The 18949-nt window shown below is 60.5% G+C and carries 16 protein-coding genes and 1 pseudogene; 8 read left to right on the forward strand and 9 right to left on the reverse strand.

Features of this window, described 5'->3' with window-relative positions:
- Nucleotide 1 precedes the first annotated feature (1 nt).
- Genes AB2N04_RS18430 through AB2N04_RS18445 form a run of 4 tightly spaced genes read left to right on the forward strand, consistent with a single transcriptional unit; the run spans nt 2 to nt 4212 of the window.
- Complete coding sequence (locus tag AB2N04_RS18430; protein WP_367716116.1) at nt 2–991, forward strand: ABC transporter permease; 990 nt, start codon at nt 2–4, stop codon at nt 989–991.
- Entirely contained in the window at nt 988–1944 is a 957-nt protein-coding gene (locus AB2N04_RS18435) for an ABC transporter permease (protein ID WP_367716118.1), read from the forward strand. Before AB2N04_RS18430 ends, AB2N04_RS18435 begins: the two co-directional genes overlap by 4 nt.
- Nucleotides 1941–2960, forward strand: coding sequence for a LacI family DNA-binding transcriptional regulator (locus AB2N04_RS18440; RefSeq protein ID WP_367716119.1), 1020 nt, complete (start codon nt 1941–1943; stop codon nt 2958–2960). The genes AB2N04_RS18435 and AB2N04_RS18440 overlap by 4 nt, the downstream gene beginning before the upstream one ends.
- 13 nt (nt 2961–2973) lie before the next feature.
- Complete coding sequence (locus AB2N04_RS18445) at nt 2974–4212, forward strand: Gfo/Idh/MocA family protein (RefSeq protein WP_367716120.1); 1239 nt, start codon at nt 2974–2976, stop codon at nt 4210–4212.
- 53 nt (nt 4213–4265) lie between these two features.
- Here AB2N04_RS18445 and AB2N04_RS18450 read toward each other — a convergent pair whose 3' ends face one another.
- The 4 genes and pseudogenes from AB2N04_RS18450 to fmdA all read right to left on the reverse strand — a co-directional run bounded on the left by AB2N04_RS18450 (nt 4266) and on the right by fmdA (nt 7836).
- Entirely contained in the window at nt 4266–5456 is a 1191-nt protein-coding gene (locus tag AB2N04_RS18450; RefSeq protein ID WP_367716121.1) for a serine hydrolase, read from the reverse strand.
- A 183-nt stretch (nt 5457–5639) separates the two neighbouring features.
- The gene (locus AB2N04_RS18455; RefSeq protein WP_367716123.1) at nt 5640–5945 is read right to left on the reverse strand and encodes an FmdB family zinc ribbon protein; all 306 of its coding nucleotides are present in this window, start codon (nt 5943–5945) and stop codon (nt 5640–5642) included.
- Between the two features lie 64 nt (nt 5946–6009).
- Nucleotides 6010–6522 (reverse strand): AmiS/UreI family transporter, encoded by a 513-nt coding sequence (locus AB2N04_RS18460; protein ID WP_367716124.1) that lies wholly within the window; start codon nt 6520–6522, stop codon nt 6010–6012.
- A gap of 86 nt (nt 6523–6608) precedes the next feature.
- Nucleotides 6609–7836 (reverse strand): annotated as a pseudogene (gene fmdA, locus AB2N04_RS18465) (formamidase).
- Between the two features lie 375 nt (nt 7837–8211).
- Between fmdA and AB2N04_RS18470 the strand changes: the two are divergent.
- On the forward strand, nt 8212–8949 hold the full coding sequence (locus AB2N04_RS18470) for a response regulator (RefSeq protein ID WP_367716125.1): 738 nt from the start codon (nt 8212–8214) through the stop codon (nt 8947–8949).
- Here AB2N04_RS18470 and AB2N04_RS18475 read toward each other — a convergent pair.
- Nucleotides 8934–10133, reverse strand: coding sequence for a response regulator (locus AB2N04_RS18475; protein WP_367716127.1), 1200 nt, complete (start codon nt 10131–10133; stop codon nt 8934–8936). The genes AB2N04_RS18470 and AB2N04_RS18475 overlap by 16 nt on opposite strands.
- Nucleotides 10130–12766 (reverse strand): ATP-binding protein, encoded by a 2637-nt coding sequence (locus AB2N04_RS18480; protein WP_367716128.1) that lies wholly within the window; start codon nt 12764–12766, stop codon nt 10130–10132. The genes AB2N04_RS18475 and AB2N04_RS18480 overlap by 4 nt, the downstream gene beginning before the upstream one ends.
- 240 nt (nt 12767–13006) lie before the next feature.
- On the opposite strand from AB2N04_RS18480, the gene AB2N04_RS18485 reads away from it, so the two are divergent.
- Together AB2N04_RS18485 and AB2N04_RS18490 are read left to right on the forward strand one after the other, a co-directional pair.
- Nucleotides 13007–14113: an NAD(P)/FAD-dependent oxidoreductase gene (locus AB2N04_RS18485; protein WP_367716130.1), complete on the forward strand. Its 1107-nt coding sequence runs from the start codon at nt 13007–13009 to the stop codon at nt 14111–14113.
- A gap of 11 nt (nt 14114–14124) precedes the next feature.
- Complete coding sequence (locus AB2N04_RS18490; RefSeq protein ID WP_367716132.1) at nt 14125–14475, forward strand: RidA family protein; 351 nt, start codon at nt 14125–14127, stop codon at nt 14473–14475.
- On the opposite strand, the gene AB2N04_RS18495 is transcribed toward AB2N04_RS18490, so the two are convergent.
- Together AB2N04_RS18495 and AB2N04_RS18500 are read right to left on the reverse strand one after the other, a co-directional pair.
- Entirely contained in the window at nt 14476–15699 is a 1224-nt protein-coding gene (locus AB2N04_RS18495) for a multidrug effflux MFS transporter (protein ID WP_367716133.1), read from the reverse strand.
- A 16-nt stretch (nt 15700–15715) separates the two neighbouring features.
- Nucleotides 15716–16177, reverse strand: coding sequence for an Lrp/AsnC family transcriptional regulator (locus tag AB2N04_RS18500; protein ID WP_367716134.1), 462 nt, complete (start codon nt 16175–16177; stop codon nt 15716–15718).
- A 109-nt stretch (nt 16178–16286) separates the two neighbouring features.
- Here AB2N04_RS18500 and AB2N04_RS18505 point away from each other — a divergent pair, with 109 nt between their 5' ends.
- Complete coding sequence (locus AB2N04_RS18505; RefSeq protein ID WP_367716135.1) at nt 16287–17744, forward strand: aminotransferase class V-fold PLP-dependent enzyme; 1458 nt, start codon at nt 16287–16289, stop codon at nt 17742–17744.
- Between the two features lie 39 nt (nt 17745–17783).
- Here the strand turns inward: AB2N04_RS18505 and AB2N04_RS18510 are convergent, their stop codons facing one another.
- On the reverse strand, nt 17784–18941 hold the full coding sequence (locus tag AB2N04_RS18510; RefSeq protein WP_367716137.1) for an osmoprotectant NAGGN system M42 family peptidase: 1158 nt from the start codon (nt 18939–18941) through the stop codon (nt 17784–17786).
- Nucleotides 18942–18949: the final 8 nt, after the last annotated feature.

An 18949-nucleotide genomic window follows, 5' to 3' on the forward strand; every position in this document is an offset into this window, starting at 1 on the left:
CATGACCAGTGTCTCCACACCCACAAGGCAGGACAATGGGAGCTTTCGGGCGCTGCTCGGACGGTTTCCTTTTTTGCCTGCCCTGTTCATTCTTGTCGTCCTTCTGGTTCTGAACGGCATTTTCGAGCCGAACAGTCTGAGCTTTCGCTCGCTCACCGGGCTGGTGCGCACCTATCTGGCGCTGATGCTTCTGGCCGTGGCGCAGACCTATGTGGTCTATGCCGCCGATATCGACCTTTCGGTCGGCGCCATCGCCTCGCTGGTCAATGTAACGATCATTGTGTTGATGCAGCATATGGGCGGCGGCGGGCTTTCGGTGCTGGCTGCGCTTGGAATCGGGGTTCTTGTGGGGCTCGCCTGTGGTCTGCTCAACGGTTTCGTGGTGGCCGCGCTCAGGCTGCAGGCGATCGTCGCAACCTTTGCCACCAGCATCTTCTTCACCGGGCTGGCGCTCGTCATCCTGCCGGTGGCCGGCATGCCCGCGCCCACCGTTTTCTGGCGCACCTATGGGGGCACATTCTTCGGCATTCCGTTCGTCTTCTATGTGGCTGCGGCGCTCGCCATTCTGCTTTACCTGCTTGCCCGCACCCGGCTTGCCACGCAACTTCTGGCGGTGGGCGACGGGCAGCAGGCAGCCTTCCAGAGCGGGCTTCCCGTGACAACGATCCGCATTGGCGGCTATGCGCTGTGCGGCGTGTTTGCGGCCCTTGCCGCCTTCTGCATCACCGGCGACACGGCGAGCGGCGATCCTCTCGTCGGCGCGAAGATGACGCTCTTCAGTGTGGCGGCCGTGGTGCTGGGTGGAAGCGCGCTTTCGGGCGGGTTTGGCACGGTGGCGGGTTCGGTCATCGCGGCGCTCATCATCGGGCTCATCAATTCGCTGGTGTTCTTCGCCGGCACACCCTCGCACTGGCAGAATTTCGTGCAGGGCCTCGCCATTCTCGCCGCCCTGATGGTGGGCGTTCTCGTGAGCCGCAGGGGGCGCGCATGAACCGGGCCATCGAAATCGCGAAGAACCCGCTTCTGATCGCATTGGTGCTGATCACGGCACTGCTCTTCCTCGGCAACACGCTTTCACCAGGCTTCGCCTCGGGTGGGCAGATCCTGCGGCTGCTCATCGTTGCTGCCCTGCTCGGCATTGTCGCCGCCGGGCAGAACCTCGTCATTCTGGGTGGGCGCGAGGGCATCGATCTTTCCGTTGGCGGCGTGGTCTCCCTGTCTGCCATCGTGGCCGGCAATGTGATGAACGGCATGGATGGCGGCATCCCGCTGGCCATTCTCGCCTGTGTTGCGACCGGCGCGCTCTTCGGCCTGTTCAACGGGCTCGGCGTCACGCTTCTGCGCATTCCGCCGCTGGTGATGACGCTCGGCATGCTGGGTGTTCTTCAGGGGCTGCTCGTTGTCATCCGGCAGGGCATCCCTTCGGGCCGTGCCGCCCCTGCCCTTTCGGAATTCGTGACAAAACCCTTTCTGCTGGGCCTGCCCGGCATTATCTGGCTGTGGATCGGCGTCGGCCTTCTGATGGCCTTCATTCTGCATCGCACCGTATTCGGCCAGCGCATCTATGCGATCGGCTCCAACGAGCAGGCCGCCTTCATGGCCGGCGTGCCGGTGCGGCGCATGCGCATTGCGCTCTTCATGCTCTCGGGCGTTTTTGCCGCCATTGCCGGGCTCTGCCTGCTTGGCTATTCGGGCTCCTCTTTTGCCAATGTGGGGGAGCAATACATGTTGCCTTCGATCATTGCCGTGGTGTTTGGCGGCACGCCGCTTTCAGGCGGCAAGGGCGGCTATACCGGCACCATGGCGGGCGCGGTTCTGCTGGTGGTTCTGCAAAGCATCCTGACCACGATCAACATCGATGAATCGGGCCGGCAGATGGTGTTCGGCGCAACGCTTCTGGTGCTCATGCTGTTCTACGGCCGCGGGCGGGGGCTGCGCGCATGAACCGGCGGCCCAAGATCAAGGATATTGCGGACGTGCTGGGCGTTTCTCCGGCCACCGTGTCTCGTGCACTGAGCGGCAGTGATCTCGTCACGGACGAGACGCGTGCACGCGTGCGCAAGACGGCCGATGCGCTGAACTATCGCCCCAATGCCAGTGCGCGCAGCCTGCGCACCGCGCGCTCCATGGCGGTGCTGATGGTGGTGCGCGATGTGGGCAACCCGTTCTATCTCGACATTCTGAAGAGCGTCGAAGCGACGGCGCGCGCCGCCGGCTATTCCGTGCTGATGGGCAATACGGAGAACGACCCCGAACGCGAGATCGAATATTTCGACATGCTGCGCGATGGCCATGCCGACGGCATGATCCTGATGACGGGGAAATTGCCGGAAGAGGATGGCGCGCGCAACAGACTGCCCCCCAACGCGCCCATCGTGGTGGCGCTGGAAACCATCGAGGGCTCTGGCTTCCCGCATGTGCAGATCGACAATGTCGCAGCCGCCTGCGAGGCGGTGGAACACCTGATCGAACTTGGGCACAGGCGCATTGCCCATATTTCCGGTCCCGTGCCGGAAGTCATGAGCCTTCGCCGCCAGGAGGGCTACCGCCGCGCCATGCGCAAAGCCGGGCTTGCCGTACCGGAGGGCTATGAACAGCGCGGCGATTATCTTCTTCACGGTGGCGCGCGCGCCTGCGAGGCGCTTTTTAAGCTTCCCGAGCCGCCAACAGCCATCTTCGTGTCCAATGACGAAATGGCCTTCGGCGCCATTCACCATCTGCGTGAAACGGGACGTGACGTGCCGGGCGACGTTTCTGTCGTGGGGTTCGACGATCTCTATCTGAGCGAGGCTTTCTATCCGCCGCTCACCACTGTCAGCCAGCCGCGCATCGACATCGGGCGGCAGGCGATGAGCATTCTTCTCAAAATGCTTTCCGGGACGAATGTGCCCACACAACCGGTGGTCCTGCCCGCCACGCTGCGCGTGCGCGGCACCACCGCACCACCCAAATCAGCCTGAAAGGAAAACAACCATGTCCGCACAGCCCAGAAAACGCCTGCGCATCGGCCTTGTCGGCACGGGCTTCATCGCCGAATTTCACCTGCGCTCCATGGTGGCCGTGCGCCATGTGGACGTGACCGCCGTCTATAGCCGCAAGGCGGAAAACCGCGAACGCATCGTCAAGCTGGTGGCCGAACTGGGCCTCGGCGACTGCAAGAGCCATGACAGCCTGGTGTCTATGGTGCAGGCAGACGACGTGGACGCGATCTGGATCCTCTCGCCCAACGACACGCGCGTGGACACCATGCGCACCATCCATGACGAAGTGGTGGCCGGACGCAGCAAGGTGTTTGCCGTGGCCTGCGAGAAGCCGCTTGCGCGGACGGTGGCCGATGCACGCGAGATGCTCAGGCTTGCCGAAGCCGCCAAACTGAACCATGGCTATCTGGAAAATCAGGTCTTTGCCACGCCCGTTCTGCGCGGCAAGGAGATCATCTGGCGCCGCGCCGCTTCCACCACCGGCCGCCCTTACCTCGCACGCGCGGCGGAAGAGCATTCCGGCCCGCACGAGCCCTGGTTCTGGCAGGGCGACAAGCAGGGCGGCGGCGTGTTGCTCGACATGATGTGCCACAGCGTCGAGGTGGCACGCCATCTCCTGACAGAGCCAGGCAAAAAGCGCGACTCGCTGAAACTCAAGGCCGTGCAGGGCAATGTGGCCAATCTGAAATGGACCCGCCCGCGCTATGTGGAGGACCTCAAGAAGCGGTTCGGTCCCGAAGTGGACTATGCAAACCGCCCCTCGGAAGATTTTGCGCGCGGCAATGTGATGCTGGAAGACGAGGACGGCAACGAGCTGATGATCGAGGCAAGCACCTCCTGGGCCTATGTAGGAGCGGGCCTGCGCATCCAACTTGAGCTGCTTGGGCCGGAGTATGCGATGGAGTTCAACTCGCTGGGAACCGGCCTCAAGATCTTCATGTCGCGTGAGGTGACCGGTGATGAAGGCGAGGATCTCGTTGAAAAGCAGAACGCCGAGCAGGGCCTGATGCCGGTGCTGGAAGATGAAGCCGGGGTCTATGGCTACACGGATGAGAACCGGCATATGGTCGAGTGCTTCCGCAAGGGCGAAGAGCCGATCGAGACCTTTGCCGACGGTGTCGCGGTGATGGAAATCCTGATGGGCCTCTACCTCTCCTCGGAAACCGGAAACACGGTGCATTTCCCAAATACCGATCTGGAGAACTACGTGCCCGTGGTGGCGCGACGCTAGAACTGTGCTTTGTTCGCCGGCTGGAAACGACACCAGCCGGTGAACAGGGGGGCCTAAGGCTGAGGATCCTGTCCCATTTCAAGAATTCGATAGGCCGCACCCAGGAGTTCAGCTTCCGGAATGGACTTGTTGACCAGCAGCGCAATACCGGTTCGCCTGATCGGCACGAAGGCCACATATGCCGTAAAACCGTCGGTCGCCCCAGCCTTGCTGAGCAGAACCTTTTCTCGCGGTGGAAATGGCGGGTTTAGTCGCACCGCCAGTTCATCCTCCCCTTTGGTTCGTATGGAGCTGCCTTCGGTCAATCGCTCAAGGCTCACCGGGTAGGCGTATTGCTCCCACATGAGGGTGCGGGTGAAGGGGCCGACCCGTGCGTACCCGGTCAACGCCATCTCGATTGCCTGTTGCATCTCCGGGTCGAGCAGCTCACGTGTGAGATGCGCTTCGACATAACGGATCAGCTCGCCTGCCGTGGTCTTTATGCCATTGGCGGCAAAGGTCTGAGGTGTCAGCCGTTGTCGCACGGGCTTGTCATCGACAGTGTAGCCCTGTGCGTAGCTCTCCTGTGCCCCGGCTGGCACTTCGAGAAACGTCTGCGCCAGCCCAAGCTGTGGCAGCAGGACACTGCGTATTGCGGCAGCATAAGGCATGTTGAACGCTTCGGACGTGACCCTGCCCAGAAGCAGGGCTCCCAGATCCGGATGGAGATGCGATGTGCCAGAAGAATGGCGCGCTTTCCATTCCGTGAGATCGGACATGAACGGATCCTGCGCCTTTCCCTTGTTGGAGAGGAACAGCTCGAACCTTCGGGCATGGGTGGCGATTTCAAAGACACTCACCCTGCCAAGCAGACTGTCCTTCATGGCAGGCAAACAGTCGCCTGCCTCATCGAAGAGAGAAAGCATTCCCCGCTGATGCGCATATGCAGCAAGCAGGCCTGAAAATGTCTCGCTGATCGCACCAATTTCAAACAGTGTATCGTTGGCCACGGGAGCGCCGGTCTGGCGCGAGGCCACCCCGAAATTGAAAACCTGATGCTTGCCCTGAAACGTTATCGCAACCACCACGCCTGGTGCGCCATGGACGTCGATGAGCCTAAGGGCTTCGGTTTCGACGCGGTGATTGAGCGCTCCGGTGAATTCGCTTTCAGCGTCGATCGAAGCGAGGGTTTGCGGAACGGAAGAAACGGCGAAACCCAGACAAAAAATGCATCGGAGAAAAACACTACAGATATGACGGAACATATAATTATACTTTAAAAACAGTAATTTAAAATCCTTTCAAGCTGATACGTGAAATGGTTTGTCAATTCAATCCGGCCTGACGTGCAAGAATGCGTCTCCGGGGCGATTGAGCCAATCAGAACGTGGCACACCGCGGAGACGCTTGTCTGTCGGGCGACGAGATCAGAAATGGAGGCCCGACACTCAGCAGTGGCCGATCATCCATTTCTTGCGTGGCGAAGGCGGGCCCTTTTTGCCGATATTGCACAGCGAGCAGCCGCAGCCGGCCAGATGCTCCTTCTTGACCACGCGCGGCTCGCTGCCGCTTTTTTCCGAGCGTGCAAGGGCGCGCCGAAGCGTGCCGTTCATCAGGCTCAGGCTCGGCGCGGCCACATCACGACTGCTCGGTGACTGGCAGCTCGGGCAGGCACACGCATTGCCTGCGTCAGCCATGGAGGTCCACTCGTCGAAAGGTCCGCAGTCTTCGCAAACATAGTTGTAAAGCGGCATATTGGTCTCCGAAAAATTCAATCATTCATGGTGCGGCGGCCCGACGCCGCCGCACGAAACAAGCTCAGAGTATTCCCTGAAGCAGCAGGAACCCCGGCAACCAGCCAGTGACAATGCCCGTGAGGAGCGTGACGACTGCAGTGGCCTGCAGGATCGGACGCTTCAGGGCAAGCAGCAGGAAATACATGAACCAGAGCACCGCCCAGATGGCCCAGTTCAGGCCGAGCCAGGTGTCGGTGAAACTCTGCGCGCCAGCCAGACCTTCAATTGCGATGGGCACGACGGTGATGGCCACGAACAGGCTGAACCAGCCGAGCCCGCGGCCATCGACGGCGACCACGCGGTTGTAGGCAACCCAGAGATAGGTGGTGGTGAACAGCAGGGTCAGCGCCGCCGACTTGATCGACGCAGCGTCCGCCGCAGCCCCGAATGCCGACGCCAGTGCAACGCAAAGCGTGACGAAGCCGGACACCACATTGATGACGACAATTTCCCTGTCGTCGATCTTTCCCATCAGCCACAGCCCGTTGAGAAACAGGACGGCGCCGACGTATAGCAAGGCAAATCCGAGCAGCATGGCAGCTCTTCCTCCCGAAAGGAGGGTTCAGCCGGGTCCCACCCCGGCTGTCCCACTCGTTTCTTTGAAAACGGCCTTTGCGGCCATCAGCTCGTTCGCGCGACATCCACGCCGGAGACCTGTTTGGTCGGCCCGGTCGAGTTCGGATTGATGTCGAAGTCGAAGATCGCTGTCGGAATGGCCAGCGTGGCGCACACATTCGGTATGTCCACGATGCCGGCTATTCGCCCTTCCACCGGAGCCGTGCCGAGGATGCTGTAGGGCCTGTTCACCCGTGTAACCGAACTTCTTCAGATACTCGATCGCGTTGAGACAGGCCCGGCGATAGGCCACATGCGCGTCCAGATAATACTGTTCGCCCGTGTGCTCATCGACCGAGATACCCTCGAAGATCAGGTAATCATCGAAATGCGGATCGATCGGGCTCGGCTTGAAGATCGGGTTGACGACACCGTATTTCGCCATGCCACCCTTGATGACATCGACGCTGATGTCGATCCAGCCGGCCATTTCGATGGCGCCGCAGAAGGTGATTTCGCCATCGCCCTGCGAGAAGTGGATGTCGCCCATGGAGAGGCCGCCACCCTTCACATAGACAGGGAAATAGACCTTGGAGCCGCGCGACAGGTTCTTGATGTCGCAGTTGCCGCCGTGTTCACGCGGTGGCACGGTGCGCCACGCTTCGGCGGCCGCCTTGCGTGCCGCATCACCCGACATCTGGCCCATGAGCGCCGTGTCGGAATAAGGAAGCGCGGCCAGCGGCGGCACGCGGTCGGGATCCGTCGAGACCAGCTCTTCCTCACGGCGGTTCGCTTCGGCCAGAAGCGCATGATCGGGCAGACAGCCGATCAGACCCGGGTGAATGATGCCGGGATAGCGCACGCCCGGAATGTGGCGCGAGGTCGTGTAAATGCCCTGGAAATCCCAGCATGATTTGGTTGCGTTCGGATAATGCTCCGTCAGGAAGCCGCCGCCATTTTCTTTGGCGAACAGGCCGTTGAAGCCCCATTCGGATTCGGGCATTGCGCCGATGTCGAGAATGTCGACGACGAGCAGATCTCCTGGCTCTGCGCCCTCGAAACCGAACGGACCGCTCAGATAGTGAACGCGGGTCAGATCGACATCGCGCACGTCGTTGGCGCTGTCATTGTTGCCGATCTGTCCGCCGGTCCAGTCGTAGCACTCGACACGGAACACTTCACCGCGCTTGAAAGTCTCAACCATGGGAATGTCGGGATGCCAGCGATTGTGCGTCTTGATCGCCTGATCCTCTGGTGCCTTGTTGAGATCGACAGAAAACACTGTTTTAGGCATTGGGTCTCCTCCTCTTGAACGGCCAGTCGGAGGTTTCCATTTCGAGCCCCCGTCATTTTTGCGCCCGGCAACGAGATGCGACCGGACGAAACCGTGCCGGAGAAGATTAGGTTCGGTCTGTAACCCGATTGGCTCCGGAGAACGTAGGCTTTGTAATTTTTTGTAACCACCCGCGAAGCCATCCAGAAACCGTTCAGAGATGAACAACCAGAAATAAGAAATGATTTTCAGTTTGTTGTTCGAAGCTTCAACCAGGGCCACGATCATGGCAGGCGCTGAGATTTCCCTGGCACCGGGACGGTGCGGGTATTTTACGACGGGTTACCGACCGTTCCCGTCTCGACCAGCGCAACCGTTTGCGACTATCGTACGAGAATGGGGATCTTGGACGAAAAGCATCGCGTTCTTGTGGTCGATGATGATCAGCGTCTTCGGCGCTTTCTTCAGCGTTTCCTCACGAGCGAAGGATATGCCGTCGCGAGCGCCGAAGACGGCCGCGCGATGCGCCGGGCCATGGCGGACGAGGATTTCGATCTGGTCATTCTCGACCTTACCTTTCCCGCAGGAGAAGACGGTGTTTCGCTGGCGCGCTCCCTGCGCGCCCAGCACGACCTGCCGCTGATCATGCTTTCAGGCAAGAACAACACGATCGACAAGGTGGTGTGCCTTGAACTGGGCGCTGACGACTACGTGACCAAACCGTTTGAGCCACGTGAATTGCTGGCCCGCATCCGCACCGTCATGCGTCGTTTTGCAAGGCGCATCAGCGTGCCGGAGCCCCAGGAAAAAAGCCGGTCACCGGTGATGTGTTTTTCCGGATGGCAGCTTGACCCTTCACGCCATCATCTTGCCTCCCCACGAGGTGAATCGGTGCGGCTGACAAGCCAGGAGTTCCAGCTTCTGGCTGCATTGGTGGAGCGGCGCGGCCGGGTGCTTTCGCGCGAGCAGATCCTCGACATCGTCGCCAACCGCAACTGGACTCCCTATGATCGCAGCATCGACGTCATGATCGGCAAGATCCGACGCAAACTGCGCGACAATGCCCGTGACACACAATTCATCAAGACCATTCGCGGCGTCGGCTACATGTTTGCGCCTCAGTCCGAGGAATAGTGTGCCGGCAAATATAAGTTGACGGTGGTGCCCTTGCCGGGCGTGCTGAGAATGCCAAGGCGACCTCCGGCCTGGCGCACAAAACCATCCACCATGGAGAGGCCAAGACCACTGCCCTGCCCCGGCGGCTTGGTGGTGAACATGGGCTGGAGCGCGCGGCGGCGCACCGCCACCGGCATGCCGTGGCCCGTGTCACGCACCGACAACAGAACGTAGCGACCCGGCAGAAGGCCAGAGGCTACGCGCGCATCCTCAGGGCGGACAACAACGTTTGACGCTTCAAAATACAGATTTCCGCCACCGGGCATGGCATCGCGCGCATTCAGCGCAAGGTTGAGCAGGCTGGGCTCCAGTTGGCCAACGGGTATGACCACGCTGTTCAGTCCATCGGCCACCTTGAGCGAGATCGAAACCGCATCTCCAAGCGTGCGCCCAAGCATGCGCGTCAACGGTGGCAGGGCCTCACCAAGCTGCACGGCGGCAATGTCCTTCGCATTCTGGCGACCGAACTGGAGAAGCCTGTCCGCCAGCTCCGAACCTGATTGCGTGGCGTCCAGCGCATCTGCCACGATCTCTGCCAGTTCCGGCTGATCCGCGAGCCGCTCTTCGAGCCAGCGCAGATTGCTCAGAAGCACTGCGAGAATGTTGTTGAAGTCGTGCGCGATGCCGCTGGTGAGCTGCCCCATCGCCTCCATTCGCTGTTTTTGTCCCAGCCGCTCAGCGGCCAGCCGCTTTTCCTCCAGAAGCCGGATGCGCTCGAAGCAGCGGGAGAGCGTCGCAAGCAGATCTTCGCTGTGGAACGGTTTGCAGAGGTAATCATAGGCGCCGGCCTGCAACGCCTCGACGGCCGTATCGATGGAGGCATAGGCGGTGACCATCACGCACACCACATCCGGATCGCGCTGGCGAATCTGGCGCACGAGATCGACACCATTGCCCGTGCCGAGCCGTACATCGACCAGAGCGACGGCCATTCGCGCCTCCTCAAGAACGGCAAGCGCCGCCTGGGGATCATGCGCGACTGCGACCCGGAACCCCTCGATCTTCAAAAGACCCGAAAGGCTGGCGGCAAAATCCTCGTCATCGTCGACAATCAAAACGCCGTGGTCTTCCGCCGGCGTGGTTTCGCGCAGCGGATGTTCTCCAATGACCTCTGCAGGTAGGTCGACCTCACGATCACTCATGGCTCCCGCTCTCCCGCGCAGGGCAGAACGAGCGACACGGTGGTGCCGACGCCCTTCTGGCTCTCGATGAGCACATCGCCATCATGCTGCTCCATGATGCGCTTGACGAGCGGCATGCCGAGCCCGACACCAAACGCCTTGGTGCTGAAGAGCGGCTCGAACACACGCTCGGCCACATCCTGAGACATGCCGGCGCCATTGTCGGAGACCGACAGGTAGACCCGGTCACGCAGGCGTTGCGTGGAAATGATGATCTGGCCGCTCTGTTTCCCGCGTTCCTCGCAGGCCTGCGCCGCATTCTGCAGAACGTTGGAGAAGGCCTGCCGCAGACGCTCGGCATCGGCCAGCACATCGCAACCGGCATCGAGCTTGAGCGTGATGAGATGCGCGATGTCTTGATCCTCTTCGCTCAACTGCTGTTTGACCCAGCGGTCGATGGCCACGGGCGACATCACCGGCGCGTGCTTGCGCGAGAAATCGAGAAGATCCTCGATGATGCGCACACAGCGCCAGGCATTGCGCTGCAGGCGCTGCAACTCGCCCGTCACAGGTTCATCGGCGTTCTTGAGCGAGCGGCGCAGGATGTCGGTGGAGGTGACCATCGTGCCAAGTGGATTGCGCAACTCATGGCTGACCGTGGCGGTGATCTGGCCGATGGCGGCCAGTCGCTCGTTGGAAGCGAGTTCCTGCTGCGCCTGGCGAAGCTTTTCAAGCGAGGTGACGAGATCGCGCTCGGCCAGCTCCCGGCTTTCATGCGATAGAACGATCCACCATGCGCCGATGGCAAGAAGCGGCAGTAGCGCAAGGAACACCCGCAGGAGAAGCGCCCCGCTTTCCACATGAGGCTGAAGCGCCGTGGGTTCGATCAGCCGGTAGGTGAGAAGAAAGACCGCCGCCGTCATCACAGCGAGCGAGAAAAGGACGCCGCTCACCTTGAGCAGCCGCTGCGTCATGCGCGGCGCGATCTTGCTGCGCAGGGCGCGGCCGAAATATCGCGAACGCGAGGTCTCCAGAATTGTCCCCGACGATTTGCAGACATCGTGGCAATGGGAATCGAGACTGCAGCAGAGCGAGCAGATCGGGCGCTGATAAAAGGTGCAGTGCACCATGTCCGGCCTCTCATATTCCAGCTCGCAGATTTCGCAGCGCACCACCGGCTTCTCGGGTTCGGCAAGCGGCGCGCGCGGGCGGGCAAGATAGTAGCGGCCGCGTGTCACCACGCCGATCAGAACAGCGCTTGAAAGCGCGGTGAAGAAGGCGAAGGGAGCTGCATAGGCTTCCGCCAGATCGCCGAAACTGCCCATGAAGCAGATGATGGCGAACAGCGAGGCAAATGCCATCGACCCACAGCCCACCGGATTGAAATCGTAGAGATAGGCGCGCTTGAACTCCGTGAAGGGCGGGCTGATGCCCATCGGCTTCAAGATGGCGAGATCCGCGAAGATAGAGCCGATCCAGGCGGCGGCAATGACCGAATAGACTGCCAGCACCAGCTCCAGCGTCTGGAAGATGCCGAGCAGCATCAAAAGCAGAGAGATCAGGATGTTGAAGATCAGCCAGACCACACGGCCGGGGTGATAATGCGTGACACGCGAGAAGAAGTTGGACCAGGCAAGCGAGCCGGCATAGGCGTTCGTCACGTTGATCTTGACCTGAGAGATAAGGACGAAGATCGCCGCCAGCGCCAGAACGGTGCGCGGGTCGTCGCTCACATATTCATAGGCCTTGATGTACATGTGGATCGGCTCAAGCGCCGTCGATGGCGAGAGGCCGGCCGAGACCGCAAGGACGGCCAGAAGGCTGCCGCAGAGAATCTTGAAACCGCCGACCACGATCCAGCCGGGACCGGCGGAGATGACCGCCGCCCACCAGCGCCAACGGTTTTCGCGTGTCTTGTCGGGCAGAAAGCGCAGATAATCCACCTGTTCGCCGATCTGGATGGAGAGCGCGCACAGGACACCGATGGCCGAGCCGAAGGCGAGCACATCGAAACCGCCATCCGCCGTTTCGCTGCCGGCAAACGCCATCCACTGATCGAGCGTTTCGGGATGGCCGACCGCGATGTAGATGAAGGGCGCAAGCAGCATGGCGATCCAGATGGGCTGAGTGACCATCTGCAACTTGCTGATCATGGTTACGCCCATGAAGGTGATGGGAATGATGACGAGCGATGAGATGATGTAGCCCAGCACCAGCGGCACATCTGCGAACAGTTTTAGCGCCTGCGCCATGATCGCGCCCTCGAGCGCGAAGAAGATGAATGTGAAGGTCGCATAGATCAGCGACGTGATGGTGGAGCCGATATAGCCGAACCCCGCCCCGCGCGTGAGCAGATCCATGTCAATGTTGTAGCGGCTCGAATAATAGGCAATGGGCAGGTTCGTGACGAAGACGAACAGGCAGGTGATGAGCACGGCGGGAAACGCGTTGGCGAAGCCGTAGCTGAGTGTGATCGCTCCGCCGATGGCCTCCAGCGCCAGAAACGAGATGCCGCCCAGAGCGGTGTTTGCGATGACGAATGGAGACCAGCGCCGGAAGGACCGCGCGGCATAGCGCAGCGAATAATCCTCCAGCGTCTCATTGGCGATCCATGAATGATAGGATCGTAAGGCAGGCGATTGCGGTGTATCCACTAATCCGCACTCCGCCCCGAACACTGCCCTTCAGGCAGGGTTTGTGCTTTTCGCATCTTCTTGAGGTTCTCCCATTCTCCCCGTCTGGATGATCACACAAAGCTGGCGTCGAAACCAGCCTCGTGCAGTTCGCTGCATCAGTTGTGCCATAATCTCCCGCGCCGGGTGAGCCTATTGCATTTGTCGACCGATCAGTATCTGTGTGCGGAAAAAGCCGGTCCGCAAACGTTCGGGGAAATCATGGGCACGACATCCGACATCATCATTATCGGCGGCGGTATCGCTGGAATTGGGGCCGGAGCACGGATGGCGACCGACGCCAGCGTGACCGTGCTGGAGGCAGAGGAAGCCATTGGCTACCACGCCACAGGCCGTTCTGCAGCGATCTTCATTCGCAATTATGGAAACGCAACTCTGCGTGCACTGAATGCCGCATCCGAGCCGGTGTTTCTTGAACCGGAAGGTATTTCCGAGGAATGCCTTCTTACACCGCGCGGCCTTCTTTATGTGGCCAGCGAGGAGCATGTCGACGCACTGGACAGAATCCTCGAAGGCGCGACGGGCATGGAGCGGCTTGACGCGAACGCAGCGGTTGCGCGCGTGCCCATTCTGCGGCGCGAGAACATCGTGGCAGCGGCGATTGAGGAAGGAGCGCGGGATATCGATGTCGACCGCCTGCTGCAAGGCTTTGCGAAGATGCTGCGCCATGAGGGCGGCCGTATCGTCAACAAGGCTCCGGTCACCGCAATTTCGCGTGCCGATGGTGTCTGGACGCTTGAAACCCCGCAGGGCCCGTTCTCTGCACCCATCATCGTCAATGCTGCTGGCGCATGGGCCGACGAGATTGCTGCGCTTGCCGGTGTACAGACACTCGGTCTCACGCCCATGCGGCGCTCTGCCGTGATATTGCCGGCGCCGGACGGGCATGACGTGACTGGCTGGCCGCTTTTCGCATGTGCCGGCGAAGGCTGGTATGCCAAACCGGATGCGGGCAAGCTCATGGTTTCGCCGGCTGACGAAGAGCCTTCCGAGCCGTTCGATGCCTGGCCCGACGACATGGTGCTGGCCGAAGGCCTGCATCGTTTCGAGCAGGCTGTCACCGTTCCCGTCACGCGTATCGAGCGCAGCTGGGCAGGCCTGCGGAGCTTTTTCCCCGACCGCACGCCGGCTGTCGGCTTTGCTCCTGACGCAGAGGGCTTTTTCTGGCTGGCCGGACAGGGAGGCTATGGCGTACAGACCTCGCCTGCCCTTTCGGCGCTGGCGGCAGATCTTTGCGCAGGGCGTCAACCCGCCCTGCCCGAACCCGTGGTGCAGGCTCTCGCACCAAATCGTCTCATCAAGTCCTGAAAGGAAATTCCATGTCCGAGATCAAACGCGTCGACACCGGCACCCGCATGAGCCAGGCCGTCATCCACAACGGCACGATCTATCTGGCTGGCCAGGTGGGGACACCCGGCGAGAGCGTGGCGACGCAAACCAAGGACATCCTCAAGAAGATCGACGCGCTTCTGGAGCAGAATGGTTCTGACAAGACCCGCATTTTGCAGGCAACCATCTGGCTGGCCGACATGAAGGATTTCGCCGAGATGAACGAAGTCTGGGATGCGTGGGTCGCGCCGGGGCATGCGCCGGCTCGCGCCTGCGGCGAGTCAGCACTTGCCACACCCGACTACACGGTCGAGATCATCGTCGTCGCGGCGGCCGGCTGATCACATTGTTCTCTTGACCGGTAACACCGGTTCCCGGCTTGCCCCTGCGGCAAGCCGGACAAGAACGAAGCCCACGATACCGGTAGCAAGGAAACCCGCTGCGAGCGGTACGGTCGTGAGATTGTAGAACGCGCCGAAGCCGACCGCAAAAACGACGGCCACGAGGCTGGAGCCCGATGCGATGAGCGAGGCCCCCAGCCCGGCCAGTTGCCCGAGTGAATGCATCGCCATGGCATTCAGATTGCCGAACAGGATGCCGATGCAGAAGAAGATCGCAAAGCCCATTGCCATGAAGACGGCGAATGGCGGCCTGCCCGCATGAAAAAGCGACAAAAGCAGCAGACCGAGGCCAAGTGTTACAAGCCCCAGAAAGGCCCCCTCACACATTGCCTGCATGCCAAAGCGGCGCACGACCTGGGCGTTGACAATGGAGGCAAGGCCAATGCCGGCGGCGAACGCTGCAAAATAGACCGGGAACATGGTTGAAACGCCATAGACATCGAAGAAGATGTCCGCCGCCGTGCTCAAATACTGAAGATGGGCCCCGAACACGAAGCCGGTTGCGACAATAAGCAGTGTCACGCGGCGATTGCCCAGGATCCGCGCAGTGTTTTGCAGGAGCGTCGCCGGATGAAAGCGGATGCGGCTTTGCGGCGGTAGCGTTTCTGGCTGTCGCGCGAGAAGCCAGACGCACAAAAGCATCGAAAGGATGAGATACACCACGAAAATGGCCCGCCAGCCGGCGAAGGCCAGAACAAGCTGCCCCATGGCGGGCGCAAGCATCGGCACGAGTATGAACAGTACGAACATGAAAGACATGATGCGCGCCATGGCTTCACCTTCGAACTGGTCGCGGATCAGAGCGCGCGTTGCGATTTTCGGCCCTGCCACGCCGATGCCCTGCAGGATACGGCCGACAACGATCATGCCAACGCTTGTCGAAAACATCGCCACCAGCGTGCCCGCCATATAGAGGCCAAGGCCAAGGACCAGAGCACGCTTGCGCCCGATGGCGTCGGAAACCGGCCCGAGGAAAAGCTCGCCGAACACCATGCCAAAGATGAACAGGGACACGATGTGCTGCGTTGAGAGCGGCGGCTCGACATGCAGATCCGCTTCGATGACGCGCAGCGCGGGCAGCACTGCATCGATGCTGAGTGCCGTCAGCGACGTGAGAAACGCGTAGAGTGCGATACGCTCGAACGAGATGGAACGTTTTTTCATAGACGGGTCCGAACGGTCAGATCGGCAGGGGGCGGCGCTCTTCAATGGCTTCCATGGCGAAATAGGAAGTGACGGATTCAAGCTCGACCTTCTCAATCAGACGCTGATAGACCGAATCGTAGCTTTCCATATCCGTTGTGACGATGCGCAGCATGTAATCATAGTCACCCCCGATGCGGAAGAAGTCCACGATTTCGGGAATGCTGGAAACATGCTGGCGAAAGGTCTGAAGCCAGGTCGCTGAGTGATGCCGGGTCTTGACCATGACGAAAACCACAAGCCCCAGCCCGAGCTTGTTTCGGTCGACCTGAAGTGTTCTCCCACGGATCACCCCGCGTTCTTCCAGTGATTTCAGGCGACGCCAGCAGGCATTCTGGGAGAGCCCCACCTTCTCTGCCAGGTCTCTCTGCGAGAGGCTTGCATCGCGCTGAAGCGCCCGCAGAATGCGCCGGTCAAACTGATCTATTTTTACGCTCATACTCAATCATTTGACCCATTTTCTGCGAAATTGCCATAACTTTGTGTGGAAATGATAGCCAAACATTGTGCGATCCTTTCGGAAACCATCAAACCAGCGGATCACATCAATGCCCAACGAGCTTCTCAAAGCCTTTGTCGACGATCTTCATCGCGCCGACCTTCCCGCATATCTGCGTGGCGGATTGATAGGAGAAGATGCGGTAATCGACGGGCCGTGTGGTGAGAAAAAGCTGATATACGCAGATTACGTCGCCTCCGGGCGCGCCCTTGCCCAGGTTGAAGATTTCATCCGCGACAAGGTGCTCCCCTATTACGCCAACAGCCATACGGAAGCCTCCTATTGTGGATCCTTCTGCACCCGGCTTCGTCAGGCTGCGCGGGCCGAGATCCATCAGATCGTCAAGGCCGACAATCAGACCAGCGTGGTCTTTTCAGGCTCTGGTGCGACCGCCGGCATAAACCGGCTTGTCCGGCTGCTGCAGATTGCAGAAATGGTGGAGGCTGGCGGCCGGGCAGTCGTGTTCACCGGCCCCTACGAGCATCATTCCAACATTCTGCCATGGCGCGAAAGCGGTGCCGAGATTGTCGCCGTGCCTGAAGCCGTTAATGGCGGGCCCGACCTCGCTGCACTTGAGACCGCTCTCATTGCCAATGCCGACGCCGCGCTGAAGATCGGTACATTCTCGGCCGTTTCCAACGTGACTGGTATTGTCACGGACACGGACGCTGTGACACGTGTCCTCAAGGCGCATGGCGCGCTTGCGATATGGGACTACGCCGGCGGCGCGCCCTATCTTGACATAGACATGAAGCCCGGTACCGACTGCGCCAAGGATGCCGTGGTGCTTTCACCGCACAAGTTTCCCGGTGGTCCGGGCGCGTCCGGGCTTCTGATCGTGCGCAACGCCATCGCCCGCACCACCCGACCGACCATGCCGGGCGGCGGCTCGGTGACGTTCGTTTCGCCATGGACGCACGACTACTCTCCGTCCCTTTCGGCACGGGAAGAAGCCGGCACACCGAATGTGGTGGGTGACATTCGGGCCGCGCTCGTGATGCTCGTCAAGGAAGCACTGGGGCAGGAATTCATCGATCGCCGGCACGAGGAGCTCCATGGCAGAGCCGTTGCCGTCTGGTCACAGAACCCCTGCATGCAGATTCTTGGCAATCCGGCCGCGCCACGTCTGCCGATTTTCTCCTTCCGTATTCTGTGCCCTGAGAACGGCATGCTTCATCACCAGCTCTTCACGCGCTTGCTGAGCGACCTGCATGGCATTCAGGCGCGCGGCGGCTGTGCCTGTGCTGGCCCCTATGCGCATCACCTTCTGGGCATTGACGAGGCACAGTCGAATGCCATGCTGCAAAGCATTCGAGAGGGCCGGGAAATGGAAAAGCCGGGATGGGTGCGCCTCAATCTGAGCTACCTGATGACTGACGAGAAAGCAGACTTCGTCATCCAGACCGTCGATCGGCTCGCCCGGGAAGCATGGCGTCATGCAGACGCGTATGATTTCGATCCGCACACTGCACGCTTCAGCCACAGAACGCTCGCGATGGCGGGCTAGTCAAAAAGGCCGGGCCGGGTTGCCCGGCCGATCCATGTTCTATTCCTGCTTCGGCAGATTGTTGGAGCGGCGCGCCATCTCCGCCTCATTTGTGGGCTGCTCCGTAAAGCCTTCGATATCGGAAACCTCTTCCACGTCGCGTTCGATTTCGAGCGGGCTCGCCACATAGGCCGTTGCGAGTTCGGCAACGGATCGAAGCGCGTGTATGTGAATGCGCTCATAGCCGTGCGAAGCGTCAATGCCGAATGCAATCAGCGCCGTGCGGACATCATGGCCAGCCTCGATGGCCGAAGCAGAATCGGAGCGATAATAGCGGAAGACGTCTTTCTGATAACGGATATCTTCTTCCCGGCAGAGCTCCACCAGCTTCTTGGTCAGGTGATAGTCGAACGGCCCGGCCTGATCGGCCATGGCGATGGTGACACCAAACTCGATGGAATTCTGTCCCGGTGCCGTCGTGCCGTTATCGATGGTCACCATGGAGGCGATTTCGGGCGTTACGATCGACGCCGCACCGACGCCCACCTCCTCGGCGATGGTGAACAGCCAATGGGTGTCGACCGGTAGCGTCACGTCATTGCGAAGGAGAGATTCGAGTGCTGCAAGCGCGATCGCCACACCGGCCTTGTCGTCCAGATGGCGCGAAACGATGAAGCCGTTTTCCAGAAATTCGGGCTGCGGGTCTATGGCAACGAAATCTCCGACATCGATGCCTAAATTGTGCGCGTCATTGCGCGTCCAACACATGGCATCAACGCGCAGCTCCACATAATCCCAGCCCACAGGCATGGTGTCGACTTCGTCATTATAGGTGTGTCCGGAAGCCTTGAGCGGCAGGATCGTGCCGCGATAAGTCCCCTTCTCCGTGTATATGGTCGCCCGCGCGCCTTCGGCGAACCGTGCAGACCAGTGCCCGATCGGAACCAGTTCGAAACGTCCGTTGTCCTTGAGGTACTTTACCTGTGCACCAAGCGTATCCAGATGCGTGATGATGGCGCGCGCGCCCTCTCGACGCCCACCGGGAACGACCGCCCTGATCGCACCACGGCGCGTCAGTTCGGGTTCCAGCCCCAGCCGCTCCAGTTCATTTGTGACGTGTCGAACAATCGTGTCCGTGTAGCCCGTGGGACTGTCGATCGACAAAAGTGCCTTCAGCTGTGCCACCAGATACGAAACGTCGATCTTCAATCGCGACATGCCTACCT

Origin of the sequence: Nitratireductor sp. GISD-1A_MAKvit, assembly GCF_040819555.1 — a bacterium.
GTDB lineage: Bacteria > Pseudomonadota > Alphaproteobacteria > Rhizobiales > Rhizobiaceae > Nitratireductor.